Source organism: Deinococcus grandis, assembly GCF_001485435.1.
Lineage (GTDB): Bacteria > Deinococcota > Deinococci > Deinococcales > Deinococcaceae > Deinococcus > Deinococcus grandis.
The window spans coordinates 3,061,184-3,086,573 of sequence record NZ_BCMS01000001.1; the positions used below are offsets into that span (position 1 = coordinate 3,061,184).

The 25,390-nt window shown below is 69.9% G+C and carries 24 protein-coding genes; 8 read left to right on the plus strand and 16 right to left on the minus strand.

Features of this window, described 5'->3' with window-relative positions; all coding sequences use genetic code 11:
• Positions 1-10: 10 nt before the first annotated feature.
• The 7 genes from DEIGR_RS14685 to DEIGR_RS14700 all read right to left on the minus strand — a co-directional run bounded on the left by DEIGR_RS14685 (position 11) and on the right by DEIGR_RS14700 (position 5,644).
• On the minus strand, positions 11-2,161 hold the full coding sequence (locus DEIGR_RS14685; protein ID WP_058978791.1) for an APC family permease: 2,151 nt from the start codon (positions 2,159-2,161) through the stop codon (positions 11-13).
• Positions 2,162-2,252: 91 nt separating this feature from the next.
• Entirely contained in the window at positions 2,253-2,576 is a 324-nt protein-coding gene (locus tag DEIGR_RS21505; RefSeq protein ID WP_269083797.1) for a histidine phosphatase family protein, read from the minus strand.
• Between the two features lie 34 nt (positions 2,577-2,610).
• Positions 2,611-2,931, minus strand: coding sequence for a phosphoglycerate mutase family protein (locus DEIGR_RS21510; RefSeq protein WP_269083798.1), 321 nt, complete (start codon positions 2,929-2,931; stop codon positions 2,611-2,613).
• A complete protein-coding gene (locus DEIGR_RS21130; protein WP_174518663.1) occupies positions 2,928-3,890 on the minus strand; it encodes a class I SAM-dependent methyltransferase in 963 nt (320 codons plus the stop codon). Before DEIGR_RS21130 ends, DEIGR_RS21510 begins: the two co-directional genes overlap by 4 nt.
• Positions 3,887-4,516 carry a nucleoside deaminase gene (locus tag DEIGR_RS21135; protein ID WP_083524078.1) on the minus strand — a complete coding sequence of 210 codons (630 nt, stop codon included), beginning with the start codon at positions 4,514-4,516 and terminating at the stop codon, positions 3,887-3,889. Before DEIGR_RS21135 ends, DEIGR_RS21130 begins: the two co-directional genes overlap by 4 nt.
• Positions 4,513-4,848 carry a hypothetical protein gene (locus tag DEIGR_RS20475; protein ID WP_153013763.1) on the minus strand — a complete coding sequence of 112 codons (336 nt, stop codon included), beginning with the start codon at positions 4,846-4,848 and terminating at the stop codon, positions 4,513-4,515. Before DEIGR_RS20475 ends, DEIGR_RS21135 begins: the two co-directional genes overlap by 4 nt.
• A gap of 190 nt (positions 4,849-5,038) precedes the next feature.
• Positions 5,039-5,644 carry a GGDEF domain-containing protein gene (locus DEIGR_RS14700; RefSeq protein ID WP_058978314.1) on the minus strand — a complete coding sequence of 202 codons (606 nt, stop codon included), beginning with the start codon at positions 5,642-5,644 and terminating at the stop codon, positions 5,039-5,041.
• A gap of 258 nt (positions 5,645-5,902) precedes the next feature.
• On the opposite strand from DEIGR_RS14700, the gene groES reads away from it, so the two are divergent.
• The 5 genes from groES (at position 5,903) to DEIGR_RS14725 (ending at position 10,520) form a co-directional block, all read left to right on the plus strand.
• Positions 5,903-6,190: a co-chaperone GroES gene (gene groES / locus DEIGR_RS14705; protein ID WP_046843919.1), complete on the plus strand. Its 288-nt coding sequence runs from the start codon at positions 5,903-5,905 to the stop codon at positions 6,188-6,190.
• A gap of 116 nt (positions 6,191-6,306) precedes the next feature.
• Positions 6,307-7,941, plus strand: a complete 1,635-nt coding sequence (groL, locus tag DEIGR_RS14710) for a chaperonin GroEL (protein WP_058978315.1) — start codon at positions 6,307-6,309, stop codon at positions 7,939-7,941.
• Between the two features lie 194 nt (positions 7,942-8,135).
• Complete coding sequence (locus tag DEIGR_RS14715) at positions 8,136-8,807, plus strand: hypothetical protein (RefSeq protein ID WP_058978316.1); 672 nt, start codon at positions 8,136-8,138, stop codon at positions 8,805-8,807.
• A gap of 68 nt (positions 8,808-8,875) precedes the next feature.
• Positions 8,876-9,892, plus strand: a complete 1,017-nt coding sequence (locus tag DEIGR_RS14720; protein WP_058978317.1) for an LLM class flavin-dependent oxidoreductase — start codon at positions 8,876-8,878, stop codon at positions 9,890-9,892.
• A gap of 52 nt (positions 9,893-9,944) precedes the next feature.
• Positions 9,945-10,520, plus strand: coding sequence for an AAA family ATPase (locus tag DEIGR_RS14725; RefSeq protein WP_058978318.1), 576 nt, complete (start codon positions 9,945-9,947; stop codon positions 10,518-10,520).
• Between the two features lie 879 nt (positions 10,521-11,399).
• Here DEIGR_RS14725 and DEIGR_RS14730 read toward each other — a convergent pair.
• Positions 11,400-12,596: a benzoate/H(+) symporter BenE family transporter gene (locus DEIGR_RS14730; protein ID WP_083524080.1), complete on the minus strand. Its 1,197-nt coding sequence runs from the start codon at positions 12,594-12,596 to the stop codon at positions 11,400-11,402.
• A 98-nt stretch (positions 12,597-12,694) separates the two neighbouring features.
• Between DEIGR_RS14730 and DEIGR_RS14735 the strand changes: the two genes are divergently transcribed.
• Complete coding sequence (locus DEIGR_RS14735) at positions 12,695-14,122, plus strand: aminotransferase-like domain-containing protein (protein WP_058978320.1); 1,428 nt, start codon at positions 12,695-12,697, stop codon at positions 14,120-14,122.
• A 609-nt stretch (positions 14,123-14,731) separates the two neighbouring features.
• Here the strand turns inward: DEIGR_RS14735 and DEIGR_RS14740 are convergent.
• From DEIGR_RS14740 to DEIGR_RS14760, 5 genes are all read right to left on the minus strand, one after another.
• Positions 14,732-15,235: a hypothetical protein gene (locus DEIGR_RS14740; RefSeq protein ID WP_058978321.1), complete on the minus strand. Its 504-nt coding sequence runs from the start codon at positions 15,233-15,235 to the stop codon at positions 14,732-14,734.
• Between the two features lie 148 nt (positions 15,236-15,383).
• Entirely contained in the window at positions 15,384-16,616 is a 1,233-nt protein-coding gene (locus DEIGR_RS14745) for a 2,3-bisphosphoglycerate-independent phosphoglycerate mutase (protein ID WP_058978322.1), read from the minus strand.
• 207 nt (positions 16,617-16,823) lie between these two features.
• Positions 16,824-17,642, minus strand: a complete 819-nt coding sequence (locus DEIGR_RS14750) for a TerC family protein (RefSeq protein WP_058978323.1) — start codon at positions 17,640-17,642, stop codon at positions 16,824-16,826.
• A 216-nt stretch (positions 17,643-17,858) separates the two neighbouring features.
• Complete coding sequence (trmH, locus tag DEIGR_RS14755; protein ID WP_058978324.1) at positions 17,859-18,524, minus strand: tRNA (guanosine(18)-2'-O)-methyltransferase TrmH; 666 nt, start codon at positions 18,522-18,524, stop codon at positions 17,859-17,861.
• Between the two features lie 31 nt (positions 18,525-18,555).
• Positions 18,556-19,572 carry an MBL fold metallo-hydrolase gene (locus DEIGR_RS14760; RefSeq protein ID WP_058978325.1) on the minus strand — a complete coding sequence of 339 codons (1,017 nt, stop codon included), beginning with the start codon at positions 19,570-19,572 and terminating at the stop codon, positions 18,556-18,558.
• Positions 19,573-19,688: 116 nt separating this feature from the next.
• On the opposite strand from DEIGR_RS14760, the gene DEIGR_RS14765 reads away from it, so the two are divergent.
• Entirely contained in the window at positions 19,689-20,249 is a 561-nt protein-coding gene (locus tag DEIGR_RS14765) for a hypothetical protein (protein WP_058978326.1), read from the plus strand.
• Positions 20,250-20,413: 164 nt separating this feature from the next.
• Here the strand turns inward: DEIGR_RS14765 and DEIGR_RS14770 are convergent, their stop codons facing one another.
• Together DEIGR_RS14770 and DEIGR_RS14775 are read right to left on the minus strand one after the other, a co-directional pair.
• Positions 20,414-21,754, minus strand: coding sequence for a deoxyribodipyrimidine photo-lyase (locus DEIGR_RS14770; RefSeq protein ID WP_058978327.1), 1,341 nt, complete (start codon positions 21,752-21,754; stop codon positions 20,414-20,416).
• Between the two features lie 53 nt (positions 21,755-21,807).
• Positions 21,808-22,470: a trimeric intracellular cation channel family protein gene (locus DEIGR_RS14775; protein WP_058978328.1), complete on the minus strand. Its 663-nt coding sequence runs from the start codon at positions 22,468-22,470 to the stop codon at positions 21,808-21,810.
• A gap of 235 nt (positions 22,471-22,705) precedes the next feature.
• On the opposite strand from DEIGR_RS14775, the gene rpmF reads away from it, so the two are divergent.
• Positions 22,706-22,888, plus strand: a complete 183-nt coding sequence (gene rpmF, locus DEIGR_RS14780; RefSeq protein ID WP_046843905.1) for a 50S ribosomal protein L32 — start codon at positions 22,706-22,708, stop codon at positions 22,886-22,888.
• Positions 22,889-22,995: 107 nt separating this feature from the next.
• Here rpmF and DEIGR_RS14785 read toward each other — a convergent pair whose 3' ends face one another.
• Entirely contained in the window at positions 22,996-25,305 is a 2,310-nt protein-coding gene (locus tag DEIGR_RS14785; protein WP_058978329.1) for a DUF937 domain-containing protein, read from the minus strand.
• Positions 25,306-25,390 lie beyond the last annotated feature (85 nt).

Genomic DNA, 25,390 nt, shown 5'->3' on the forward strand with positions numbered 1-25,390 from the left:
CGGATTTCCGTTACCCGCCGACGTGCACCTGGGGGCGGCGGGTGGCGTCCCGCTCGGCGACGCGCAGCACCTCGCGCGTGAGGGGTGGAATGTCGCCCTCGCCGGCCAGGACGAAGCGCAGGGCGTTCTGGGCGGGGCCCTTCTCACTCCACTCGAAGTACACGTGGGGCGGCACGCCGGTCAGGTCACGGACGTGCAGCAGCACGGCGGCCAGCGTGTTCGGCACGGAGCTGCCGCGCGCGCGCAGGATGCCGTGCGCGCCGACCTGCACGCCGGTCACGTCCACCTGGGGGCGGAATTCGCTGGCGTCGGTGATCTCGACTTCCAGGAACAGCGCGGCCTCGTTGGGGCGCAGGTGGTTGTCCAGGCGGACCTCCAGCGCCTTTTCCTGGTACTCGGCGGTGTCCCCGGCGTTCAGGCGGTTGGCGATGAAGCGCACCGGGAGGCCGCGCGCGGCGGTGTCCCGGACGAGCTGCGCGGCGCGCTCGTCGAGTACCACGCGCGACACGCGCAGTTCGGTGCTGCGCCCGATGCGGGACCAGACGCTGACGATCAGGATGCCCGCGATGAACGCCAGCGCGATCCACAGGCCCTCGGGGCGCTCGCGGACGGTGACGGCGCTGGTGTACACGAAGATCAGGCTGACCAGCGCGAACAGCGCGGCCGTGCCCCGGTGCCCGCGCCGCAGTTCGGTCAGGAACACCGCGATGGCCGCGGAGGTCATCAGGGCCAGCACCCCGGTCGCGTACGCGCCCGCCTGGGCGTCCACGTCCGCGCGGAACGCCACGGTGACGCCCGCGGCGATCAGCGTGAAGATCAGCACGAGGGGTCGGGTGGCGCGCGCCCAGTCGGGGGCCATGCCGTAGCGGGGCAGGTAGCGCGGCACGATGTTCAGCAGGCCCGCCATGGCCGAGGCGCCCGCGAACCACAGGATCAGGATGGTGCTGATGTCGTACGCGGTGCCGAAGCCCTCGCCGAGCCGCTCGTGCGCCAGGTAGGCCAGCGCGCGGCCGTTCGCTTCGCCTGCCGGGGTGACGGCAGTGACGGTCGCGGCGCTGCCGGTGGGGCGGACGGTCACGGTGATCGGCACGCGCCCGCCCACCGTGTCGGCCTGCACCGTGAAGGTGCCGCTGCGTCCGGCGGGGAGGGTCAGGGCGTACAGTTCGCGCGGGCGGGTCTGGCTGTCCAGCGGGACGTTCACGACCGCGCGGCCCGCCGCCAGGTCGGCGCTGCTGACCTCGCGGGTGACGGTCGTTTCCGCCCAGAACTCATGCCGGGGAATCAGGAGGGTGGTGATCAGGGACGAGCCGATCAGCAGGACGCTCATGATCAGCGCGGCGGTCGTGAGCAGTTTCTTCGCGTTGCGGATGCGCCCGGCGGGTTGCTGCGGCGTGTCCGTGGGGTCGCCCTTCACGAGCGGCATGACGACCACGCCCGTCTCGAAGCCCGACAGGCCCAGCGCCAGCGCGGGGAACACCAGCAGCGCCGCGCCGATCAGCGCCAGCGGACTGACGTAACTGCCGAGCAACGCCTCCCACCAGCCGTTCAGGAGGGTGGGGTGCGTGATCACCTCGGCCGCGCCGTGCCCGACAACGATCAGGCTGAGGGTCAGGTACACCGCCACGATACCCACCGCGATCCCGATGGCCTCCTTGAAGCCCTTGAGGAACACGGCGGCCAGCAGCGCGATGAGACCCAGCGTGAGGGGCACCTCCAGGCCCTCCAGCGTGGATTTCAGGAAGGGGTTCTCGATCAGGTGCGCGGTGGCGTCCGCGGCGGACAGCGTGATCGTGATGACGAAGCCCGTGGCGACGAAGCCCAGCAGGGCCAGCACGAGCAGTTTGCTGGGCCAGTAGTTCAGCAGCCGTTCGAGCATGCTCAGGCTGCCGTCCCCGTGCGGGCTTTCCTGCGCCACGCGGCGGTACATGGGCAGCGCGCCCAGCAGCGTGACCAGCACGAGCACCAGCGTCGCCACGGGGGACAGCGCCCCGGCGGCCAGCGCCGCGATGCCCGGCTGATAGCCCAGCGTGCTGAAGTAATCGACCCCGGTCAGGCACATGACCTTCCACCACGGCTGCGTGTGGTGCTGGGTCTGCGCGGCGTGCTCCTGTTCGTAGAAGCCTTCCGGTTCGGGCTGACCGGTCTCGAGGAACCAGCGCATGAACGGCGATTGATCCGGGGGTGGGGTCACAATGTGGAGTGTAAGCGCCGCCCCCACCACCGGTTCCAGGCCCCGTGATCCGGGGGTTCCTTCACGTCAGGTGCGGGGTGAGGTTCACGCCGGTCAGCACGGCCGTGTGGCTGCCCCGGCTCAGACGCACGGTGGCGAAGGCGGTGTCGCCGAACGCGAACCACCCGCGCGAGGCGCGCAGGAGTTCCCGCAGCAGGCTGTTTCCGAAGCCCCCGTGCGTGACGAGCAGCACGCGCTGCCCGCCCCCGTTCCACACGAGTTCCAGCGCGTGCAGGGCGCGGGCACGGATGGCCGCCTGACTCTCGCCCCCGTCGGCGGTGAAGGGGTCGAGGTCGTGCCGGAACGCGGGGATGGGGTAGCGCGCCAGGGCCTCCTCGCGGTCCATCCCGGCCGGGGGGCCGTTGTCCCACCACCAGGTTTCAGGTAACTGGAGACCAGCAAGAAAGACGAGGGGCCGTCCCCGAGTCTGCGGCCACTTTCTCCCGCAGGAGGTCGGTGGGGGTCAGCGGGACGCCCAGCGCGTCGGTGACGATGCGGGCGGTGCCGTGCGCCCGCTGGAGTGTGGAGGTGTACGCCCGGTCGAAGCCCGGCGGGTGCGCCTGCCAGTACGCGGCCAGCGCCGCCGCCTGCGCCTCACCGGCCGGGGTCAGGGGGCTGTCGTAGGCGCCCTCGTGCACGCCTTCGTCGTCGGCGCGGCTGCGGCCGTGACGCAGGATGGTCAGGTGCAGCTCGCCCCTCACGCGGTCCTCGTGGCGAGCAGGACGCACTCGCGGCGGGTGACCTGCACCTCGCAGGCGTGCAGGTGCGGGTGGGCGGACGCGGCGTCGCGCAGTGGGTCGCCCGCGTGCCAGCGGTCGTCCAGCCCGGCGCGGGGGGTGAGGTTGTCCAGAATCAGCGTCCCGCCGGGTCGCAGGGCACGCACCAGGGTATGCAGGGCGTCCGGGGTCTTCGCGGCGGCGCAGTCGGCGAAGATCAGGTCGAACGGCCCCTCGGGCAGCGCGTCCCGCCAGTCCCCGACGAGCACGCGGGCGCGCGGGTCCGTCCGCAGCGCCGCCCACGCCCCCTGCGCGCGGTCCTGATCGGCCTCGACGCTCAGCAGCCGCCCGGAGTCCGGCAGGCCCGACAGCAGCCACGCCGCGCCCACGCCCAGCCCCGTCCCGAGTTCCAGCACGCGCCCGCCGGGCCGCGCTGCCGCCAGGGTGCGCAGCAGCGCCCCGACCTCCGGCGAGCAGGACCGCGTGAAGCCCGCCGCGTGCGCCGCGCCCAGCGCCGAGCGCACCAGCGGCGGCACCTCCAGGTGTGGTGGCGTCTGCCCGCGCGCCGCGAGGCCCTGCCGCAACTGGTGGTCGTCCGCCCACGGCAGCGAGCGGGGATTCACCCACGCGACCGGGCGGCCCTCCGGGCTGGGCTCCAGGCGGGTCAGGCGCAGCGGCACGCAGACACTCTCGACGCCGCTGACACCCACGATCGGGAACGGGTCGCCCGCGACCTCGGCGTGCGCGCCCGCCTCCTCCCACGCCTCGCGGGCCGCCGCCTGCCCGGGCGTCTCGCCGGGGTGGATGCCACCGCCCGGCAGCGTCCAGCCGCCCCACTCCAGCCCGGTCATGAGGACAAAGCCGTCCTCCCGCTCGATCCACGCGCAGGCGCGGCCCACCCGGTCCAGGCCGGGGGACAGGTCGATGAAGGCCGGGCGGGTCATGCCAGCACCGCCAGCGCCCCGGCCAGAGGGGCGCGCTGGTCGCGCAGGGCCGCCAGGGTGCCCGCCGCGTGCAGCGCCTCCGCGAAGGTCACGTCCTGCGGGTGCACCGCGTCGAAACTGTCCAGCACCGCCCGGTTGCCACCCGCCTGCAGTTCGTCCAGCAGCGCGTGCAGCATCAGTCGCAACGCCGCGCGCTGCACGTCCGCCGGGGCGCGCTCCACGCGGATGCGCTTACGGGACACGTACGGGTCGTCCGTCAGCAGGTGCGTGCAGCCCGCCCACGGGTCCGCCGCCGCGTACGCCACGCCCCGCAGGCCACTCATGGCGATCGCCCCGGCGCACTGCGGGCAGGGCTGCACGGTCGTCAGCACCGTCCAGCCGTAGCAGTCCGGGCGGGGCGCGCCTTGCAGGGCCAGCAGCGCGTTGATCTCCGCGTGCGCCAGGTCTGAGCCGCTGATCACGCCCGCCACGCCACGCGGCTCGTTCAGGCGGTTGCGACCCCGCGCGATCACGGTCCCAGCGGCGTCGATCACGCACGCCCCGATGGGCAGCGAGCCCGCCACGTACGCGTCCCACGCCTCCGACAGGGCCGCGTGCCAGCCATAGCTGCGCAATTGATCGGTCATGCAATCTCCTCGAAGACAGGGATGTCCTGAAGGTTATCGGGATGGGTGAGCAGGTAGGTACTGTGAGAAACAGGAATGTGTCGCAGCGTTTCAAGCACGGTTGGGACCGTTCTTTCGGGGAATTGATGCATTGAGTGCGGACCGCTGATCCACAGTGCCAGGGCTCCCTTGCTCTCTCCCATGTCGGAAACCATGCCGACTACTTCCTGGATGGCCTGGAGAGCTTTCAGTACGAGCTGGCCGACTGGCACCGTATTCGCCGAATCAATCGGCATGATGACTTCAATGTCCTGAACAACCTCTACGCTCCCTTTTGCCCATTGAAAGGTCACAGCCAGCCTCGCTTTCGCATGACATCCAGCACTGGGTCGATCTTGCAGGTCGTCTCGCCGAAGGGAAGACAGCCGCCCGGCGGCGTCCAGCAGCCGTGAGACGTGAGGCATGACAGGGCCGCGTGCCAGCCTGCGCCGCGTGCCCCAGCCTCTCCTCTCACTTCCCACTCCCCACGGCCCACAACCCCGCTCACAGTTCGCCCCGGTTCTTCTCGATCAGGTCGTCGAGTGCCTCGCGCAGCAGGCTGGCCTCGGTGCGGCCCAGCGCGCCGCTGAGTTTGGCGAGGCGTTCGAGCTGGCTCTTGGGGTAGTAGTTGCTTTTCAGGACCATCTTGCTTTCCACGTAGATGCAGGCGCGGCCGCGGCCCTCGCGTTTGGCGCGGATCATGGCCTCGTCGGCGGCGCGTTTGAGGTCGTCGTAGGTGCTGGCGTGCGCGGGGCGGGCGGCCAGTCCGACGCTGAGGCCCAGGCCGCGCGGCCACTGCGGGTCGCGGTGGATGTGGAAGTGCTTGATGACCTCGTCCAGGAGGATCAGGGCGGTCTCGGCGGCCGTTTCGGGGAGGATGGCGGCGTACTCGTCCCCGCCGATGCGCCCGATGACGCTGCCGGTGGGGAGGCTGCCGGACAGCAGGCGTTCCACGCCGCGCAGCACGCGGTCGCCCTCGGCGTGCCCCAGGGTGTCGTTGAGGGTCTTGAAGTGGTCGAGGTCGAGGACGGCCAGGGTCAGGGGGGCTCCCTGGAGGGTGTCGAAGGCGGTCTCGAAGTCGGCGCGGGTCAGGATGGTGGGGCGCGGCATGGGTCAGGGTCCTCCTCGGGAGTGAGAGGCGGTCAGCGGAGCGTATGTTCTCCTTACATATATATGTTGCAGGATGTACGTGGCAAGCGGATATGTGGAATCCGCGTGCTGGCGCACCTTGAGCGCACTACGCTCAGATTGTCAGATTCTGAAGTTTGACATTTCTTCCAGTGCGGTCCTATTCTTGCGTGCGGAACGGCAAAAAGCCGGTGACCCCGGCCCCCTGCCGAGGCCCAACCCATTCAAGGAGGACACAACATGCTGAAACCCCTAGGTGACCGCGTTCTGGTTGAAATCATCGAAGAAGCCGAGCAGAAGACCGCCGGCGGCCTGTACGTCCCCGACAGCGCCAAAGAGAAGAGCCAGCGCGGCAAGGTCATCGCCGTCGGCAACGGCAAGATGCTCGACAACGGCACCCGCGTCGCGCTGGACGTCAAGGAAGGCGACACCGTGTACTTCGCCAAGTACGGCGGCACCGAAGTCAGCCTCGAAGGCAAGAACTACAGCCTCCTCAGCGAACGCGACATCCTCGCGATCGTCGAGTAAAGCGCCCACCGACTGAGCACCCCTCAGTCCGCCGCGCGGACAGCTCCCCTCACAGGGGAGCCGACCCCCTACCCCCACTCTGAGCGCACCGCCGCTCACTGCAAAGGAGCACCATCATGGCTAAACAGCTCGTGTTCGATGAACAGGCCCGCCGCGCCCTCGAGCGTGGCGTCAACGCCGTCGCCAACGCCGTCAAAGTCACCCTCGGGCCCCGCGGCCGCAACGTCGTCATCGAGAAGAAGTTCGGCAGCCCCACCATCACCAAGGACGGCGTCACCGTCGCCAAGGAAGTCGAACTCGAAGACAAACTCGAGAACATCGGCGCCCAGCTGCTGAAAGAAGTCGCCAGCAAGACCAACGACATCACCGGTGACGGCACCACCACCGCCACCGTCCTCGGCCAGGCCGTCGTGAAAGAAGGCCTGCGCAACGTCGCCGCCGGCGCCAACCCCCTCGCCCTGAAGCGCGGCATCGACAAGGCCGTCCTGGCCGCCATCGAGGAAATCAAGAAGCTCGCCGTGCCCGTCGAGGACAGCGAAGCCATCAAGAAAGTCGCGGGCATCAGCGCCAACGACGAGCAGGTCGGTCAGGAAATCGCTTCCGCGATGGACAAGGTCGGCAAGGAAGGCGTCATCACCATCGAAGAGAGCAAAGGCTTCGACACCGAAGTGGACGTCGTCGAAGGCATGCAGTTCGACAAGGGCTTCATCAACCCCTACTTCATCACCAACCCCGAGAAGATGGAAGCCGTCCTCGAAGACGCCTACATCCTCATCAACGAGAAGAAGGTCAGCAACCTCAAGGACATGCTGCCCATCCTCGAAAAAGTCGCCCAGACCGGCCGCCCCCTCCTGATCATCGCCGAGGACGTCGAAGGCGAAGCGCTCGCCACCCTGGTCGTCAACAAACTGCGCGGCACCCTGAACATCGCCGCCGTCAAAGCCCCCGGCTTCGGTGACCGCCGCAAGGAAATGCTGCGCGACATCGCCGCCGTCACCGGCGGGGAAGTCGTCAGCGAAGACCTCGGCCACAAGCTCGAGAACGTCACCATGGAGATGCTCGGCCGCGCCGCCCGCATCCGCATCACCAAGGACGAAACCACCATCGTGGACGGCCGCGGTGAGCAGAGCGCCATCGACGCCCGCGTCAACGCCATCAAGGGCGAACTCGACACCACCGACAGCGACTACGCCAAGGAAAAACTCCAGGAGCGCCTCGCCAAGCTGGCCGGCGGCGTCGCCGTCATCCGCGTCGGTGCCGCCACCGAAACCGAACTGAAAGAGAAGAAGCACCGCTACGAAGACGCCCTCAGCACCGCGCGCAGCGCCGTGGAAGAAGGCATCGTCGCGGGCGGCGGCACCACCCTGCTACGCGTCATCCCCGCCGTGCGCAAAGCCGCCGAAGCCCTCACCGGCGACGAAGCCACCGGCGCCCGCATCCTGATCCGCGCGCTCGAAGAGCCCGCCCGTCAGATCGCCGCGAACGCCGGTGAAGAAGGCAGCGTCATCGTGAACGCCGTCATCAACAGCGACAAGCCCCGCTTCGGCTTCAACGCCGCCACCGGCGAGTACGTCGAGGACATGGTCGCCGCCGGCATCGTCGACCCCGCCAAGGTCACGCGCACCGCGCTGCAGAACGCCGCCAGCATCGGCGCGCTGATCCTCACCACCGAAGCCATCGTCAGCGACAAGCCCGAGAAGGCCGCGCCCGCACCCGCCGGCGCCCCCGACATGGGCGGCATGGACTTCTAAGAGCAACAACTCCTGCGCTGACTGGTCAAGAAAGACGAGGGGCCGCCCCCGAGTCTGAGGCCACCAGAAACGCAGAAGGCTGAAACGGGGGAAGCCGGGGCATGATGCTCCGGCTTTCTTCTATGGGATGCAGCCAAACGTCTTTGACCGTGCCTGGGGACGAAAGCCTGCAGCAGGCTCTTTACGGTGGGGGCATGGGATTCATCGTGCTGCTCCCGGTACTTTTCCTGCTGGTCATCGGTGTTGGGGTGCTGGTGGCCCTGGCGACAGCGGCGCATGTCCGGAAACGAAATCCGGTGTATACGGGCGCGTGGGTGGGGGCGGGGGTGGTGTCCACTCTGGCGCTGGCGTTTTCCCTGGTCATGTTGTTCTCCGGTGGGGCGGGCAGCGACGCTGACGGGGGGGCACTGGATTTCTACAAGACGCCTCTGGGCGGAGGTTTCTATCTGGCGAGCGTCGATTCTGATCTGGAGTTGCCACTAGGACTTGAGCACCGGGATGGGGATGAGAGGTTGCCCCGGAACGGGAGCATGACCGTGACGGGGCTGGCTTGCGTTGAGGGTCAGACGTTCCTACAGTTCAAGGACGGGGAAAGGTTCGGGCGTGTTGATGTGCCGGGGCGTCGGCTGGAAGTGCTGACGGCAGCGAGTCTGCCCGTCGCGGCGGAGGGGCAGGGCTTCTGGCTGAACAAGGCCGCCTTCAGGGCCACGTCATGCGCGGATGTGAGGGCGTCTGCGGTTGATCAGGTGCGCAATGCGCTGCTGTTGCTCGTGGGGCCGCTGGTCAGCCTGGGGTGCCTGATCTGGTTGTGGGTGTGGGGGCGGCGATTACCGAATGCGCCGGTGCAGAAGGAAGCCGGCTGGTGAACAAGGCAAACCCAGATTTATCCTCCAAACTGATTTACTTTTTCAACCATTCGCGCTAGCCTGTGGGGATGAAGAAGATCGGCTTTCTCTCGTTCGGGCATTGGAATCCGTCCCCGCAGTCCGGCACGCGCTCGGCAGCGGATGTGCTGCACCAGACCATCGATCTGGCGGTCGCCGCCGAGCAGCTGGGCGCGGACGGCGCGTACGTGCGGGTGCATCACTTCGCGCAGCAGCTGGGCTCGCCGTTCCCGCTGCTGGCCGCGATGGGCGCCAAGACCAACCGCATCGAGCTGGGCACGGGCGTGATCGACATGCGCTACGAGAACCCGCTGTACATGGCCGAGGACGCCGGTTCCGCCGACCTGATCTCCGGTGGGCGCCTGCAGCTGGGCATCAGCCGGGGCTCGCCGGAACAGGTGATCGACGGGTGGCGGCACTTCGGGTACGCGCCCGCCCCCGGCGAGACCGAAGCGGACATGGCGCGGCGGCACGCCGAGGTGTTCCTCGACGTGATCGAAGGCAAAGGCTTCGCGCAACCCAACCCCCGCCCGATGTTCCCCAACCCGCCCGGTCTGCTGCGCCTGGAGCCGTACTCGGCGGGCCTGCGCGACCGCATCTGGTGGGGGGCCGCGTCGAACGCCACCGCCGAATGGGCGGCAAAGATGGGCATGAGCCTCCAGAGTTCCACCCTGAAAGTCGACGAGAACGGGAAACCCTTCCACGTACAGCAGGCCGAGCAGATCCGCGCGTACCGCGCCGCGTGGAAGGACGCCGGGCACACCCGCGAGGGGCGCGTATCCGTCAGCCGCAGCATCTTCGCGCTGGTGAACGACCAGGACCGCATGTACTTCGGGCGGCAGGGTGGGCAGGATCAGTTCGGCGTGATCGACCAGTACCGCGCGGTGTTCGGCCGCAGTTACGCCGACGAACCGGACCGCCTGATCGAGCAGCTGCGGCAAGACGAGGCCATCGCGGAAGCCGACACCCTCCTGCTGACGGTCCCGAACCAGCTGGGCGTGGATTACAACGCGCACCTGATCGAGAGCATCCTCACGCACGTCGCGCCGGGCCTGGGCTGGCGCTGAGTCCCCGCAAGGTGTGACGCGGCGGCCCGGCGCGGACGGTAGCGTGGCCCGCATGCCCCTCCTGCTGATCGTGTCCGGCATGCCCGCCTCCGGAAAATCCACGCTGGGCGCGCGCCTGGCCGCCGCGCTGAACCTGCCGTTCGTGACGAAGGACGAGTACAAGGCCCTGCTGCTGGCCCGCCTGCCGGACCTGACACGGGACGTCTCCGGCCCCCTCAGCTTCGACGTGATGTGGCACGTCGCGGGCGTCACCCTCGCTGGAGGCATGGACACCGTGCTGGAATCGCACTTCTACCACGGGGTCAGCGAGACGCACATCCTCACGCTTGCCAAGACCCACGGGGCGAGGGTCGCGCAGGTGTTCTGCCACGCGCCTGTGGACGTCCTCCAGGCGCGGCACGACGCGCGGGTGGCGTCGGGACGCCGGCCCGGGATCGACCTCCCCATGAACTACGCCACCCTGCCCGTCCACTGCTGCTGGACGCCACTTGACCTCGGCGACACCCCCCTCCTGACCGTCGACACCACCCAGCACGACGCACTGCCCGGCATCCTGACGTGGGTGCACACCCAAAGAAAAAGCAGCCCACTGAAGGGCCGCTCTGAAGGTGCAGACACACTGGGTTGACCAGCACATCCTGCTCGCGCGTCCGTTTTTTGTAAATCCCAGAGGTGGACGCCTCCCTCAAGTGCAGTGATGCCTCTCCAGTGCCGGGGCGCGAAAACTCGCGCAGAGTCCGAAATGGACATTCGCTCGTGAGAACCAGCGGGATGGGCACGGCACGACCTCGTCAGGTCAGAAATGCAAGTATGACAGGCATTTCGGAATCTGTCAACTGCTCCGGCCGGGTTCTGCTTTCAACGGAGTGCTTCTGCGGGGAGCTGGCGTTGGAATGTGAGCGCCTGGGGCGGGCTGAGGGACTCCGGTGGAAGGGGGGCGCCTGGCGGCGGGCTACCCCACCCCCCAGCCCCCTCCCCCAGAGGGGCAGGGGGAGCAGCGTTGCACTGGGCAAGGGGTTCGACTGGTGCGGCGGGGTTGTGATGGGCGGTGACGTGTCCGGCCTCGACGCCATCCTCCGCCCCCCGCAAGGCCCGCGCGCTACGCGCACGACGGCCGGTGGTGGTCTGCGGTCGCTGGCAAGGCAGCTTGAAGCGATCCGCTGATCGACTTTCAAAAGATCGCTTGGGCAGAAGCCCAAAAAGTAGAACCTTGCGGCCCGCACCAAGTTGGCTGCCCCCATAAACGTCGTGGCAACCGAGCCCGTCGTGCGCGCAGCGCGCGGGGCGCCCGCAGCGAACTCGGAGGAATGCAGACCCATACGTGGCCGAACCCGCCAGTCACCCACCGACCACCCTGGAGAAATACCTGCCGAGCGCAGCGAAAACTCCCCCTGCCCCTCTGGGGTACTCGTATGAGCCGCTTGCGGAGGGGGCTGGGGGGGTGGGGACGCCCGCCGCCAGGCGCACCCCTTCCAACGGGGCAGCCCGCCACCAGGCGCCCACGACGTCACCCCCGCCGCCCCTCGACCCAGTAGACGATCAGCCCGGCGAGGATGCCCCAGAAGGGCGCGCCGATGCCGAGTGGGGTGATGCCGCTCAGGGCGACGAGGAGGACGACGGGCGCGGCGAGGCTGCCTGCTGCGGCGCCCTGGAAGGCGGCCTGGAGGCTGCTGCCCATGGCGGCGAGCAGGGCGAGTCCGGCGAGTGCGGCGATGGCCTGGGTGGGGAGGATGCCGAGGAGGTGGAGGACGGTGCCGGCGAAGAGGGCGACGATCATGTTGAACACGCCGGCCCAGATGGCGGCGGTGTAGCGTTTGCGGGGGTCGGGGTGCGCTTCGGGGCCGGTGACGATGTTGGCGAGGAGGGCTCCGAGGGTGAGGTTGTGGCATCCGGCGAACGCGGCGGCGGTGCTGGCGAGGCCGCAGGCGCGGAGGATCGGGCCGGGGGCGGGTTCGTACCCGCTGGTTTTGAGGACGCCGAAGCCGGGGACGAACTGGCCGGTGAAGGCGAGGAGGGTGAGTGGCAGGGCGAGGTTGAGGGTGGCGTGCAGGCTGAATTGCGGGAGCACGAACTCCGGGCGGGTGAGGGCCAGCGCGACGGGCTGCGGATGCCAGAGGTTCAGGACGCCGCTGGCGACCACGCCGGTCAGGAGGACGCCCGCGACTGCCCAGCGCGGCGCGACGAGCCGCAGCGCGAAGTACGCGACGATCATCACGCCGACCAGTGCGGGGGCGGTGCCGAACGCCTGGAGTGCCCGGAACCCGAAAGGGAGGAGGATCGCGGCGTTCAGCGCGGCCGCCAGGGGGGCGGGGATGCGCTGGAGCGCCCGCGTGAGCGGCGGGAACAGCCCCAGGCCCAGCACCAGCAGGCCCGACGTGAGGAACGCCCCGACCGCCTCCGGGAAGGGGATGCCCGGCAGGGCCGTGACGAGCAGCGCGATGCCCGGCGTGCTCCACGTGACCAGGATGGGCATGCGGGTGCGCAGGCTCAGGATGATGCCGGTCAGGCCCGCCAGCAGCGCGTGCGCCCACAGCCACGACATCGCCTGACCGTCGCTGAGGTGCGCGGCCTGCGCCACCGAGTAGATCAGCACGTTCGGGCCCGCCCAGCCGATCAGCATGGTGATCAGCCCGGCCAGCACCGCGCTGGGGTGCGAATCCCGCCAGAACGAGGGTGGGGTGCTGGCGGCAGGGAGCGTGGTCATGCCCCCGAGTGTGCGCCCGAATGGCCCCCTGACGGCAGAGGCAATGGCCCGCGCATTGGCCTGCTCATCCAGACAGATTGGCCTGTACGCTGAAGCGCATGCCCACGCCGCCCAGCCCCACCGACGCGCCCCACTGGGCCGCCCTGCTGCGCGGCTGGCGCGACCACCCCGGCCCCCTCCACACCCGCCTGCACACCCACCTGCAGCACGCCATCGACCGGGGCGAACTCACCCCCGGACAACGCCTCCCAGCCGAACGCGCCCTCGCCGCGCTGCTCGGCGTCAGCCGCGCCACCACCGTCACCGCCCTCGACGACCTCACCGCCAGCGGCTACCTCACCCGGCACGTCGGCCGCGGCACGCACGTCGCCCCCACCGCCCCCCGCGCCCAACCCCTCCTGACGCTCCGTACCCCCGTCGGCGCGGCCCACCCCAGCGAGATCGACCTCACCATCGCCGTCCCCATCCTCACCGACCAGCAACGCACCCGCCTGCGCGAGGCCGCCGCGCACGCCCAGTACGACAGCCCCTACCACCCCCACGGCCTCCCCGACCTGCGCGACCTCATCGCCCAGCAGTACGCACGCGCCGGACTCCCCACCACCCCCGACCAGATCCTCATCACCAGCGGCGCCCAGCAGGCCATCGCCCTCACCGCCCACACCCTCCTCAGACGCGGCGACACCGCCCTCCTCGAAACCCCCACCTACTTCGGCGCCATCGACGTCATGCGCGCCGCCGGCGCCCACCTCACCGGCACCCCCGTCGGCGCCCAGCACCTCGACCCCCACCACTTCGCCCACCAGAGCCGCACCCACCACCCCCGCCTCGCGTTCCTCACCCCCACCCACCACAACCCCACCGGCACCACCCTCCCCCACCCCGCCCGGCAGCACCTCGCCGCGCACCTCCACGACACAGGGCTCCCCACCCTCGAAGACGACACCCTCCTCGACCTCCCCTTCACCGACACCCCCCCACCCCCCCGCCTCAGCACCCTCGCCCCCCACGCCCCCATCCTCAACGTCGGCTCCCTCAGCAAGCTCTACTGGGCGGGCCTGCGCATCGGCTGGCTCCGCCTCCCCCCCACCCTCGCCCCCACCCTGAAACAGGCCAAGACCCTCACCGACTTCGGCAGCAGCCAACCCGCCCAGCACCTCGCCCTCCACCTCCTCACCGACCTCCCCACCCTCATCAGTGAGCGCCGCGCCGCCATCACCCCCGCCCGCGACCACCTCGCCCACCTCCTGCGCACCCACCTCCCCGACTGGACGTTCACCACCCCACCCGGCGGACAATTCCTCTGGATTCAACTCCCCACCCCCACCGCCAGCGCCTACACCCACCACGCCCACCGCCACGGCCTGCGCCTCTACCCCGGCGCCAGCATGGGCGTCACCCCCCTCCCCGACCAGTACCTGCGCATCCCCTTCACCCTGCACCCCGACCACATTCCCGAAGCAGTCAACCGGCTGACGCGGGCGTGGGCGGAGTTCACGAGCCGGGGGAGTGAGCGGCTGGCGTGAACTGGGTTGGAAGGGTTGCGCCTGGCGGCGGGCCTCCCCACCCCCCAGCCCCCTACCCCAGAGGGGCAGGGGGAGCAACGTTGCACTGGGCAGGTATTTCGCTGAGTTGGTCGGTGGGTGACTGGCGGGTTCGGCCACGGATGGGGTTGCAGACCTCCGGTGTCGCGGCGGGCGCCCCGCGCGCTGCGCGCACGACGGGCTCGGTTGCCACGACGCCGGGCGGGCCAGCCAACTTGGTGCGAGCAGCAAGGTTCTACTTTTCGGGCTTCTGCCAAAGCGATCTTTTGAAAGTCGATCAGCGGATCGCTTCATGTTGCCCTGCCAGCCACCGCAGACTGCCACCGGCCGTCGTGCGCGAAGCGCGCGGGCCTACGAGGGGGCGGAGGATGGCGTCGAAGCCGGACGCGTCACCGCCCACAGCAACTCCGCTGCACGAGTAGAACCTCTTGCCCAGTGCCAACGTAAGCCCCCCCTGCCCCTCTGGGGTAGGGGGCTGGGGGGTGGGGCAGCCCGCCGCAGGCGCATCCCTTCCAACCACAGAAAAACCCCCCTCCAGCTTGGAAGGGGGCGCGGACGTTACTTGTTGCCCTGGGTTTTCTTGTACTGACGTTACTTGTTGCCCTGGGTTTTCTTGTACTGGCCGGGGGGCATACCGCCGGGTTTTTTCTGCAGGCCGGGGGCTTTGGCCCAGGCGGCTTGTCGGCCCATGACGTTGACGAGGGGTTGGCGGGTGCCGTCTTTGGCTTTGACGATGATGCTCTGGGCGCTGAGGGGTTGGGCGGTGCTGATGGGTTGCGCGAGGGGGTAGATCTCTTTGGCGTAGGTGGTGGTGCCGGGGACCTGGGTCATGACCTGGACCTGGGTGAGGCGGGTGGTGGGGTAGGCGGGGTTGACGACGATGCCGCCGCTGGTGCCGAGGGTGGCGGCCTGCTGGTTGGTGGGGGTGAGGAAGGTGACGCGGACGCCCTGGTTCAGGAGGTTGATGACGTTGGCGGTGGTCTGGATGACGCTGGGGTACTGGAGGCTGGCGTTGATGTTGACGCTGAGGGTCTGGGCGCTGGCGGTGCTGGCGAGGGTGGCCGCGAGGGCGGTGGTCAGGATGGCTCTGTGCATGGTGGTCCTCCGTGCTCCGCGTGGGAACGTAATGGGTTCACCTTGCCGGTTGATTCTGATGTGGGGCTGAAGGGGGGGTTGAGGTTGGGTTGTGGAAACGGCCCTGTCGCCGTGGGGGGCGAGGGGGCCGTTTGGGGACGGTGGGTGGTTACGCGCCGTACTTGTTGAGTTTTAGGGCGTTGGCCATGAGGAGCGGCATGAGGTCGGTGCCTTTGCGCAGGCCGAGGCTGCCTTTCAGGGCTTCGTCTTCGGTGTAGCGCTGGGCGAGGTCCTTGCGGCCGTAGTTGCTGCGGATGAGCAGCGGGACGGGGTGCCAGGAGTGCGTGGCGAGCTTGCTGGGGGTGCTGTGGTCGCCGACGATGGCGATGACGTCGGGGTTCAGCGCGAGGAGTTGTGGGAGGAGGGCGTCGAAGAGTTCGATCTTCTTGACTTTGGCCTTGAAGTCGCCGTCCTCGCCGGTGCTGTCGGTTTTCTTGACGTGGAAGTAGAAGAAGTCGTATTTGCTCCAGTTGTCGCGCAGGGCCTGGACCTTGCCGTCGAGGGCGTCTTCTTCGCCCTCGACGGTGAGGACGTCCATGCCGACGAGGCTGGCGAGGCCCTTGTACATGGGGTAGCTGGCGATGCAGGCGGCCTTGAGCTGGTAGGCGGCGTCGAAGCTGGGGAAGTGGGGGACGTCGCTGTACCCGCGGAAGAGGACGCCGTTGACCTGCGTCTCGTCCTTGAGGGCGGTTTCGGCGCGCTGCACGAAGGCGTTGACGAGGTCGGCGGTTTTCTGGCTGGCGTCGTCGTGGGCCTGGGCGGTCATGGGTTGCACGCCGGTCGCCTGGGGGTCCACGTCGCTGAGGTTCGCGCCGAGGGGGCTGCCGCCGTTCGCGCGGAAGACGACCACGAAGCGGTGTTCCGACTCGGTGTAGATCTCGACGGGGGTGCCGTCGATGTCGGGGATGGCGGCCTTGAGTTTGGTGACGATCTCGGCGTTCTTCTCGTCGCTGGGGCGGCCCGCGCGGCGGTCCTGCACGATGCGGTCCGCGCCGAGGGTGGCGAAGTTGCCGCGCACGGCGACGTCGCCCGCGCCGAGTTTCACGCCGATGCCGACGGCCGAGAGGGCGCCGCGTCCGACGATGTACTTCAGGGGGTCGTACCCAAAGAGGCTGAGGTGGCCGGGGCCGCTGCCGGGGGTGATGCCCGCGCCGACGAGTTCGATCTGCCCGAGCTGGCTCTGCGCGGCCAGGGCGTCGAGGTTGGGGGTGGTGGCGGCGGCGAGTTCGGTGTCGCCGTTCGTTTCGAGGGGGAGGCCGCCCACGCCGTCGAGGACGACCATCAGGATCTTGCTGTCGGTCGGTTTGGCGAGGTCGCGGATGGTGTCCAGAAGGTCGCTCATGCCCGTCAGTGTACGCCGGACACGAACTGCGGCACGTCAGGGCATATGGGCAGGTGCGGTGGTCGCCAGGATGCCGCCGAGGCTGGATTGTCCGTGCTGGACAGAGCGCAGCGCAGCATGTTCTAACGGGCTTGAACCGGGTGCAACCTCCAACAGGAGGCGGGCCGCATCCCGGTGAAGGGAGCGGCCCGCGCAGGAGGGTCGGGATCAGCGGCCGTCGATGCGACCGTCGCTGGCGTCGGCGACCGTCTCGTCGATCTCGTGGACGACGGCGTCGGCTTTCGCCTCGGCGGCCTCGTCGCTCATGGCGGGCTGGCGGGTCGCCAGGAACGACCCGATGATGCCGATGGCGGCCATGACGCCCCAGAAGATCGGGGTGGGCATGTGCCAGTAAGGCACGGCGGGGAACACCTCGTGCGCGGCTTCCAGGGTCTCCAGGCCGAGTTTCACGGCGATCCAGCCGACCAGCGCGTAGGCGACGTGGTCGAACGCGGGGTACTTGTTCAGCAGTTTCAGGAACACGGTCGCCGCGATCCGCATGAGGATCAGGCCGATGATCCCGCCGATCACGACGATGGTCAGGCCCTGCTCGCGCGGCATGCCGCGGGGAATCAGCGCGACGCCCGCCAGGATCGAGTCGACGCTGAACGCGAGGTCGGTGAGGTTCAGCAGTACGACGGTCGCCCAGAAGCCGCGGCCCTTGCTCTTCTCGTCGGCCTCGTCCTCGGCGCTCTTGTTCTTCATGAAGTGCGAGATGGCGAGGTACGCGAGGTACGCCGCGCCGAAGGCCCGCAGCCACCAGTACTCCAGGATGTAACTGGCGAGCAGCACCCCCAGGATGCGCAGGACGACCGCCCCGCCGATGCCGTAGGCGAGCGCCTTGCGTTGCAGGTCACCCTTGAGGTGGCGGACCATGACGGCCAGCACCAGGGCGTTGTCGGCCGAGAGCAGACCTTCGAGGAGGATCAGGGTGCCCAGGATCGCCCAGAATTCGGGCGTGATGGGGGGCATTTCCAGGCCGAACATCAGCGGGCTCCGGTGGCGGCGCGGGCCGCCTGTGGGGTGGTATTGGTCATGTGTGGCGTTCCTCTGGCCCCACAGCCGCCTCGGGGGCGGCTCAAGAGGCGCGGTCTGGTCAGTCTAACGGGCGGCGCGGGGCCTGACCCTGAGGCTTCGTGAACGTTTTGCACGCAAGGTGGGCACGCCCCGGGGGACACCCGTCCGGGGGGCGGCAGGTGGGCGTCAGGCCAGGATCTGCCCGTGCTCGTCCAGCGCGGGGTAGCTTTCGCCACGCTCGCGGTAGCCGGGGGCGAGGTCGGGGTACGCCCACTCGAACGCCCAGCGGCGCAGGTCCTCGTCGCTCAGTTGCGGGGCGTCGTACATCCCGGCAGCGAGCCGCTGGCGCTGCGCCTCGAACAGGATGGTCGCGGCGGCCACCGACACGTTCAGGCTCTGCACCATGCCGAACATGGGGATGATGATGTTGTGGTCGGCGGCGTCGGCGGCCTCGTCGCCCACGCCCCACTTCTCGGCGCCCAGCAGGACGCAGGTGGGGCGGGTGTAGTCCACCTCGCGGTAGTCCACGCTGCGCTGCGAGAGGTGCGTGGCGAGCACCTGGAACCCCTGCGCCTGCAGGTCCCGCACGGCCCCCACGGCCCCTTCGTGCTTCTGCACCGGCACCCACTTGTGCGCGCTGCCGCTGGTCGCCTCGAAGGTGTGCCCGTCGAAATCCACGAGCCGCCCGCCGCGCGGCGGGACCGCGTGCGCCTGCAGCACGCCCACCGCGTCGCAGGTGCGCACGATCGCGGAGAGGTTGTGGGGTTTGTTCACCTCGTCCATCAGGACGGTCAGGGTGGGCTGCCGCTTACTCAGCACGCGCAGGATCTTGGCGTAACGCTCCGGGGTCATAACGCTCCAGAGTACCGCACGGCGCGCAGGTTCACGCGCGGGTGAACAGCGCCGCGCCGTCCTCGCGCGTGCTCTCGCGCAGCGCGCCCGTCGCGGTCAGGTATTCGGTCAGGGCGGCGGTCTGGTCGAGCAGCAGCACCGCCTGGCTGGGCCGCAGGCGCGGGTGCAGCGCCAGGAGCAGGTCGTGGACGGTCATGGAGTGCGTGCAGGCAGCGAGCAGGTCGTCCAGTTTCTCGTGTGTGCGCGCCCGCAGGGCGTGGATGCGGGCGCGCGGGTCACGCATGGGGCCGTCGTGCCCGCCCAGCGCGAGGGTCACGCCGTCCAGCGCCTCCACACGGTCAAGTGAGTGCAGGAACGCCGCCACGCCACTGCCGGGCAGGAACCGCGCGGGCATCAGCGGCGGCGAGTTCAGCGGCAGCAGGTGATCGGCACTCAGGAGCACGTCGTCCACGCGCAGGCAGATCTGGTTCCCCTCGTGGCCCGGCGTGTGGATGACGTGTAGCAGGTCGTCCAGCACCTCCCCGTCGCGCAGGGGCGTGGCGACCGGGAGGGCGCGCGGCACGCTGAGGTTCGAGCCCCGGCGGCGGATGCGGTCGTCCAGTTCGCTGCCGGGCAGCAGGCCCAGCCAGACCGCCTGCGCATCGGGCAGAGTCAGCCAGGCGGCACGGATCGCGCCCGGCTGCTCGATGAACGGCACGGCGCTGTGGAATGCCGCCACGGGCGCGTCCGTGTGCTCCCGCAGGGCGCTCAGGCCACCCAGGTGATCCGGGTGAGGGTGCGTGATCACGATCCGGTTCAGGGTGTCCAGGCTCACCGCCTCGCCGTACCCGGCCCGCACGATCTCCAATCCGGCCTGAAGGTCGCCCAGGTTGTCCGGGCCACTCCCGCCGGTATCCACCAGGGCCGCATACGCCGGGGCGTGCGGGTCGCCACGCACGAGCAGGTAGGCGTTCGCGCGGAAGTTCGGGAAGGCGCGCACCGGGAGCGTGTACACGCGCGCGCCGCCACTCGTCACGTACTGCGCGGGAAGGGAGTCCACGTCGGTCATGAGCGGACTCTAGCGGGTGTACATGCTCAGGACTCCCCGTCAGGGTGTTGCACGCTCCTCACGCTGGCCTCTCATACCCTCACGGAACGGTCTGAGGCACGCGGTAGGGTCAGACCATGCACCTGCCACCTGCTGTTCTCGCGCTGGGCACCATCGTCAGCCTGCCGCTGCTGTTGATCGGTGGTTATGTCTGGCAGGCGGGGCTGGATCTCCACTCGCCTTCGTCCGTACGCGGGTGGATTGAACTGTGCGCACGTGGCCGCGAGGACGTCTTCTGCAAGGCTGCGCAGCGCGTGGTGCGTGACGTCAAAGGTCCGGTCGTCCTGATCTACCCCGGGGTGACCGGAGACCATGACCTGCTGGCGTCCCTCACACGCTGGAAGGGGCGGGTTCCCACCGCCGGGGAACTGGAGGCCCTGGTGCGAGCCAATCTCTTTGAGGCGGCGGCGCTCCAGACAGGCCAGATGAGGTCCCTTGATGGGCAGCTGCGGCAGGTGACCTGTGATCTTCCCGATCAGCGCCGGGGCTGCAGCCTGGATGGGCTGCGCGTGGTCCGGTGGGCAGAGCTGTTGAACGATGGTGCGCTCTATCTTCCGGCCGCCCAGGAGAATCGGCTGGAGTTCCTGCCCCCACTGTCCTCTCTGTCACCTGTACCTCTGCGGAACGTTGGAGGTTGACCCTCTCACCTGATACGGACTCCGATTGAATGGCTTATAAAGCCGTTCAATCCGAGCGGATGCGAGTAGGAGAGGAACGGATTCCGGACGTGGAGTTGGCAGATCGGAACACCACCGATCTGCCAACTCCACGTCCGGAATCCGTATGAGAGGCCCAGCGGGGGTTATTCCGCCCACTGCCGGGCGTATTTTTCGATGTCGAATTTGCGTTTCAGGCCGCCGGCGTTCATGTAGCGCACGGTGCCGAAGATGGGGCGGCGGGTCCAGGGGCGGTCGTGCAGGCCGAACACCCAGCCGACGCCCACCCAGGAGTTCGGGTCGCGGCCGTCCTGTTCGTGGCGGTTGTTCAGACACAGCAGCGTGTCGTAGGCCTGCTGGGGGGTGGGGGTCCATTCGAGGACTTTCTTGCCCCAGTACATGCGCATGTAGTTGTGCATGCGGCCGGTGCGGGTCATCTGGCGTTGCGCGGCGTTCCAGTACGGGTCGTGCGTCTGCGCGGCGTCCAGCTGGTCGCGGGTGTAGGTGTGGTCGCGGCGGTCCCCGGCATGTTCTTCCAGGGTGGCGCGTGCCCAGGCGGGGAGGCCCGCGTAGCGGTCGTAGTGGGGGTTGTAGGTGGTGTAGTTGAAGCTCAGTTCGCGCCGCACGATGAGTTCTTCCAGGAAGGCGTCGGTGTCCGGGCCGGGGTGTTCTCGCGCGGCGAGCGCGGCGGTCAGCGGCGAGAGGTGCCCGTAGTGCAGGTGCGCGCTGAGGCGGCTGCTGCCGTCCATGGTGGGGTCGTTCCGGCGCGTGTCGTACCCGTCGAGTTTGCGGGTGATGAAGTCTTCGAGGAGGTCGTGCGCGGCGGTCTCGCCGCCTTCCTCGTCGCCGGGGGGGACGCTGTGGTCGATGGGGAGGGTCTTCAGGAGGCGGGCGGGATCGGTGACGTCCTCGCCGCCGTCCCAGTCGCGCGCGCGGCGTTTCAGGTCGTGGGCGCCGAGCGGGACGAGGTAGTCGTGCCACAGCCGGTGGATCTTCGGGCGGATGGTGCGCGCGGCGTACTCCTGCTTGCCGCTGACGACACCCACGGGAATGACCGCTTCGGATTCCACCTGCACCAGCGGCACGTCGAGCCGGTCGGCCAGCCACCCGCGCCACTCACGCTGGAGGCGGGTGTACCCGACGTCCGTCACGACGAGCGCCGCGCCCTCCCCTGCCGCGTTCAGGGCCACCTCGGGCGGGCTGCCCAGCGTCACGCGCAGCGGCACGTCCCGCGCAGCGAGGTTCATCCGCAGGTCGCGCAAGCCTTCCAGCAGGTATGCGTAGTGGCGGGCGTTCGCCTCGGGGTAGCCGGGGGTCAGGCCGAACACGGCGACCAGGGGCAGGTTCAGGCGGTTGGCCTCGCGCACGGCGTATTCCAGGGCGTGGTTGTCGCGGGTGCGGACGCTGGCCTGCACCCACAGCAGCACGAATCCCTCCCGGCGGGGCGTGCCGGGCCGCAGGACCTGCACGCGGGCGTCATGGATCATGCCTGCCGTTGTACCAGCCGCGCCGCCCGCGCGGGGGTGGGATCGCTGACCGTTCAGCCCGGCGGGGTGTCCTCGGGGAGGCGGCGCACCGGGAGGCGCACCCAGCCGCGCCGGGAGATCCAGCGCAGCGCCCACACGACCAGCGCGCCGCTGAACTGCGCCTGGAACGGCGTGACGTGCGGGTACAGCAGCCACACGGTCAGCGCCCCGGCGGCAGCGGCCGTGGCGTACAGCTGTTCGCTGCGGTACATGATTTCCGGGACCTCGTTGGCGATCAGGTCGCGGATCACGCCGCCGCCCACACCGGACAGCATCCCGGCGAACACCACCCCCAGCGGGCCCAGTCCGAAGTTCAGCGCGCCGAGCGCGCCGGACGCCGCGAACAGACCCAGGCCCGCCGTGTCGAAGATGCTCAGGGTCCGCTCGAAGCGGGCCAGTCGCGTGCCGAACGCGAAGGCCAGCCCGGAGCCCAGCAGCGCGGCGTACAGGTACGTCTCGTCCCGCAGGAACAGCGGTGGGGTCTGCCCGGTCAGCGTGTCGCGGATCGCGCCGCCGCCCACGGCGGTCACGCAGCCCAGCACCAGCACCCCGAACAGGTCGAAGCGTTTGCGGACGCCCAGCAGCGCGCCGGACATCGCGAAGGCCAGCACGCCGATCAGGTCCAGGACGCGCAGGCCGGTCTCCAGCGTGATGGGCGCCCACTCGAGTTCATGCACGCCACCCACTGTAAAACGCCTTCCGGCGGCGCGGCTTCACGCAGCCCAGATGGCACCCGGCGGGCGGGGTCGCGCCCGGCCCGGCGCGGGGCACGCGGCTTCATGAACAGCGAGGCGCGGCTCACTGTCCCGGATCGGCGAGGCTGTGGTATACTCCCCCCTGTTGTCTCGACTGGGTCCCCCCGGCGAGAATCGCGCCCCGGCGGGAAACGCCGTGTGGCCCAGGAGAACAGACATGGCCAAACACCCCGTTCCCAAGAAGAAGACCAGCAAGAGCAAGCGCGACATGCGCCGCAGCCACCACGCCCTCGTCGCGCCCAACCTGACCGAGTGCCCCCAGTGCCACGCGAAGAAGCTCAGCCACCACATCTGCCCCAGCTGCGGCTACTACAACGGCCGTCAGGTGCTCGCGGTCTAACCCCCGCCTGCACGGACGACGCCCCCGCCCCGCGCGGGGGTGTTTCCTTGGCCGCAGCGAGAGACCCGCGGCCTCCGGGTGGAGGCGCGGGCCTTGAGGGCAGTTCCTTACTGGCCGACAGTGAGGTTCACGGTGCTCAGGGGCGCGGCGGCCGCGTCACCCAGGGGGCGGACCTCGTAGGTGATCTGGCCCGCGCCGGGCTTGCTCTGGTAGCTCCAGCCGCAGGTGGCGTCCAGCGGGATGTCCTTCGTGCCGATGGTGCGCTCGCCGCGCTTGACGGTCACGCTGTACCCCTGGCCCTGGCCGACCCCGCCGAAGCGGAAGGGTTCGTTCACGGTCTGCCCGTCGGTGATGCTCAGGGTGTACTCCTTGGTGCAGTCGGCGGCGCTGGCGTCCGCGTCGGGCGCGCTGACGGTCGCCGCGACCGACCCGAGGTCCGTGCCGTCCGGGCTGCGCACCGTGTACGTGTGCGCCCCGGCGGTGGGGCTGGGCACGTCGAAGCTCCAGGCGCCGTCCTCCCCGATCGTGATCTTGCCGAGGCTGGTGCCGTCCTCGAACAGTTCGACCTCCTGCCCGGCCGTGCCGGTGCCGCGCAGCGTGAACGTCCCGGCGGGCAGCGTGGCGTCCGCGGCGGGTTCACTGATCGCGAAGGTGCCCGCGGCGGCGCCCGTGTCGGTACCGCTGGTGTCCGTGCTGCCCGTGTCAGTGCTGCCCGTGTCGGTGCTGCCGGTATCGGTGCCCGTGCTCCCGGCGCCCGCGCTGGCGTCCGTGACGTTCACCTTCAGTTCGCTGCGGCCACCGCCGCCGTCCACGCTGTACGTGTGCTCGCCGGTCGTGGGTGCGGGCAGTTCAGCCGACCACGCGCCGTCCGCGCCGACGGTGGCCTTCCCGACCTCCTGCCCCTCATCCGAGATGGTCAGTTCGGTGTTCGCGGGGCCGGTGCCGCTCATGGTGAACGGCTCGGCCGGGAGGTCCGCGCCGGACGTGGGGTTCGTCACCACGATGCTCGCCGCCTGCGCGCTGCTGGCCGGTGGGGTCGCCGCGCGGTTCTGGTTCACCAGCCAGCAGCCCCCCAGGCCCAGCAGGAGCAGCAGCGGAATGATCCACCACGGGAAGCCGCCGCGCCGCCCGGTCGTGACCGGCGCAGGGGCGGGCGGTGGAGGCGGAGAGACCGGCGCCGTCGTGACGACCGGAGCGGCCGCGCGCGGCGGCGGAGACGCGGCGGGCGTGGCGGCCGCGCCCGTCAGCGCCCCGGCGCCCAGCAGCGCCCCCAGGCTACCCAGACCGGCGGGCAGCAGGCCCGTGAGGTGCCCGTCCAGCCCGCCCAGCAGGCCGCTGAACGCCGCGGCGTTCAGGCCACCGGCGCGGGCGCGGGCGCCCAGCAGGCCCAGCAGCATGGGCGCCATCAGGGCCAGCAGGCGCCCGGCACTCGCGCCGCTGCCGCCCAGCGCGGACCCCAGGCGGCCCGTGACCGGATCCAGGTTCGGGAACAGGCTGCCCAGCAGGCCGCGCCCCTGGCCCTCGATGCGGGCCGTGTCGGCCGGGTCGGTCAGCACGCGGGTGTTCAGGGTGCCGTCCGCGCCGATCAGGTCCGCGCTGGCCGCGCTGCGGTCCAGCAGGTCCTGCGCGCCGGCGTCCGTCCCGGCACGCTGCACGAACGCGCCCAGCAGCACGGGCAGCGCCGCCTGCGCCGCGCGGCCGCTGGCGCCCCCAGTGAACCCGGCGGCGGCACCCAGCGCGTCCGCGGTCTTCCCGCCGAACTGCCCGCGCAGCCACTCCAGCAGCGCCGGGCCACTCAGGGCCGCCAGACCAGCGGCGCCCAGACCAGCAGCGCCCGGGTTCACTGCCCCTGGGGTCACTGCGGCTGGCGTCACGGCACCCACGTCGGGCGTCACGTCCAGGCCCGGCACGGACATCCCGGGACCCGTCAACCCGGCCACGGTGCCCAGCCCACCGGCCAGGGTGCCGCGCAGGCCGCCCAGCACCGAACCGACGTTCCCGGCGGTCACGCCGAAGCGGCCCAGCAGACTCAGCAGGAGCGGCAGGCTCATCTGCATCAGGCGGCCCGCGCCGCCCGCGTCCACCCCCGCCTGCTCGCCGACCTGGCGGGTCAGGTCCCCGCCCCGGTCGCCCAGCAGCGCAGGCATCAGGAGTTCACCGGCCTGCTGGAGGTTCTGCGCGCCGTCCGGTTCGTTCAGGGCGCCCTGCACGCTCTCGAAGCGGGGCAGGCTGTCGATCGCCTCGGCGATGTGCGCCCCGCCGGGCGTGCCCGCCTGCGCGGCCAGCGCGTCCAGTTGCAGGGGCAGGCCGGTCTCCAGCGCGCGGCGGGCCGCGGCGGGATCCAGGCCCGCCGCGCGGCCCAGCGCCGTGGTGGCCGGCTCGTCGAAGTAGGAATGCAGCAGTTCAGTGAAGTTCATGAAGCCTCCAGGGGGTGCTCAGGACCGGACCGGCCAGTCGCCACGAACGCCGCGCCACCCGGCCTGAAGTGTAAAAGACTTCACA

What these genes read in the sequence shown, in the direction of transcription:
- DEIGR_RS14715 (WP_058978316.1), top strand. Translation starts at nt 8,136, where the DNA reads ATGGGATTCATCGTGCTGCTCCCGGTACTTTTCCTGCTGGTCATCGGT.
- DEIGR_RS14750 (WP_058978323.1), bottom strand. Translation starts at nt 17,642, where the DNA reads ATGTTCGGCCTGGAAATGCCCCCCATCACGCCCGAATTCTGGGCGATC.
- DEIGR_RS14785 (WP_058978329.1), bottom strand. Translation starts at nt 25,305, where the DNA reads ATGAACTTCACTGAACTGCTGCATTCCTACTTCGACGAGCCGGCCACC.
- DEIGR_RS14765 (WP_058978326.1), top strand. Translation starts at nt 19,689, where the DNA reads ATGCACCTGCCACCTGCTGTTCTCGCGCTGGGCACCATCGTCAGCCTG.
- DEIGR_RS21135 (WP_083524078.1), bottom strand. Translation starts at nt 4,516, where the DNA reads ATGACCGATCAATTGCGCAGCTATGGCTGGCACGCGGCCCTGTCGGAG.
- DEIGR_RS14770 (WP_058978327.1), bottom strand. Translation starts at nt 21,754, where the DNA reads ATGATCCATGACGCCCGCGTGCAGGTCCTGCGGCCCGGCACGCCCCGC.
- DEIGR_RS21505 (WP_269083797.1), bottom strand. Translation starts at nt 2,576, where the DNA reads ATGGACCGCGAGGAGGCCCTGGCGCGCTACCCCATCCCCGCGTTCCGG.
- DEIGR_RS14735 (WP_058978320.1), top strand. Translation starts at nt 12,695, where the DNA reads ATGCCCACGCCGCCCAGCCCCACCGACGCGCCCCACTGGGCCGCCCTG.
- DEIGR_RS14730 (WP_083524080.1), bottom strand. Translation starts at nt 12,596, where the DNA reads ATGACCACGCTCCCTGCCGCCAGCACCCCACCCTCGTTCTGGCGGGAT.
- DEIGR_RS14725 (WP_058978318.1), top strand. Translation starts at nt 9,945, where the DNA reads ATGCCCCTCCTGCTGATCGTGTCCGGCATGCCCGCCTCCGGAAAATCC.
- DEIGR_RS14720 (WP_058978317.1), top strand. Translation starts at nt 8,876, where the DNA reads ATGAAGAAGATCGGCTTTCTCTCGTTCGGGCATTGGAATCCGTCCCCG.
- groL (WP_058978315.1), top strand. Translation starts at nt 6,307, where the DNA reads ATGGCTAAACAGCTCGTGTTCGATGAACAGGCCCGCCGCGCCCTCGAG.
- DEIGR_RS14760 (WP_058978325.1), bottom strand. Translation starts at nt 19,572, where the DNA reads ATGACCGACGTGGACTCCCTTCCCGCGCAGTACGTGACGAGTGGCGGC.
- rpmF (WP_046843905.1), top strand. Translation starts at nt 22,706, where the DNA reads ATGGCCAAACACCCCGTTCCCAAGAAGAAGACCAGCAAGAGCAAGCGC.
- groES (WP_046843919.1), top strand. Translation starts at nt 5,903, where the DNA reads ATGCTGAAACCCCTAGGTGACCGCGTTCTGGTTGAAATCATCGAAGAA.
- DEIGR_RS14745 (WP_058978322.1), bottom strand. Translation starts at nt 16,616, where the DNA reads ATGAGCGACCTTCTGGACACCATCCGCGACCTCGCCAAACCGACCGAC.
- DEIGR_RS14685 (WP_058978791.1), bottom strand. Translation starts at nt 2,161, where the DNA reads ATGCGCTGGTTCCTCGAGACCGGTCAGCCCGAACCGGAAGGCTTCTAC.
- DEIGR_RS14740 (WP_058978321.1), bottom strand. Translation starts at nt 15,235, where the DNA reads ATGCACAGAGCCATCCTGACCACCGCCCTCGCGGCCACCCTCGCCAGC.
- trmH (WP_058978324.1), bottom strand. Translation starts at nt 18,524, where the DNA reads ATGACCCCGGAGCGTTACGCCAAGATCCTGCGCGTGCTGAGTAAGCGG.
- DEIGR_RS21130 (WP_174518663.1), bottom strand. Translation starts at nt 3,890, where the DNA reads ATGACCCGCCCGGCCTTCATCGACCTGTCCCCCGGCCTGGACCGGGTG.
- DEIGR_RS14700 (WP_058978314.1), bottom strand. Translation starts at nt 5,644, where the DNA reads ATGCCGCGCCCCACCATCCTGACCCGCGCCGACTTCGAGACCGCCTTC.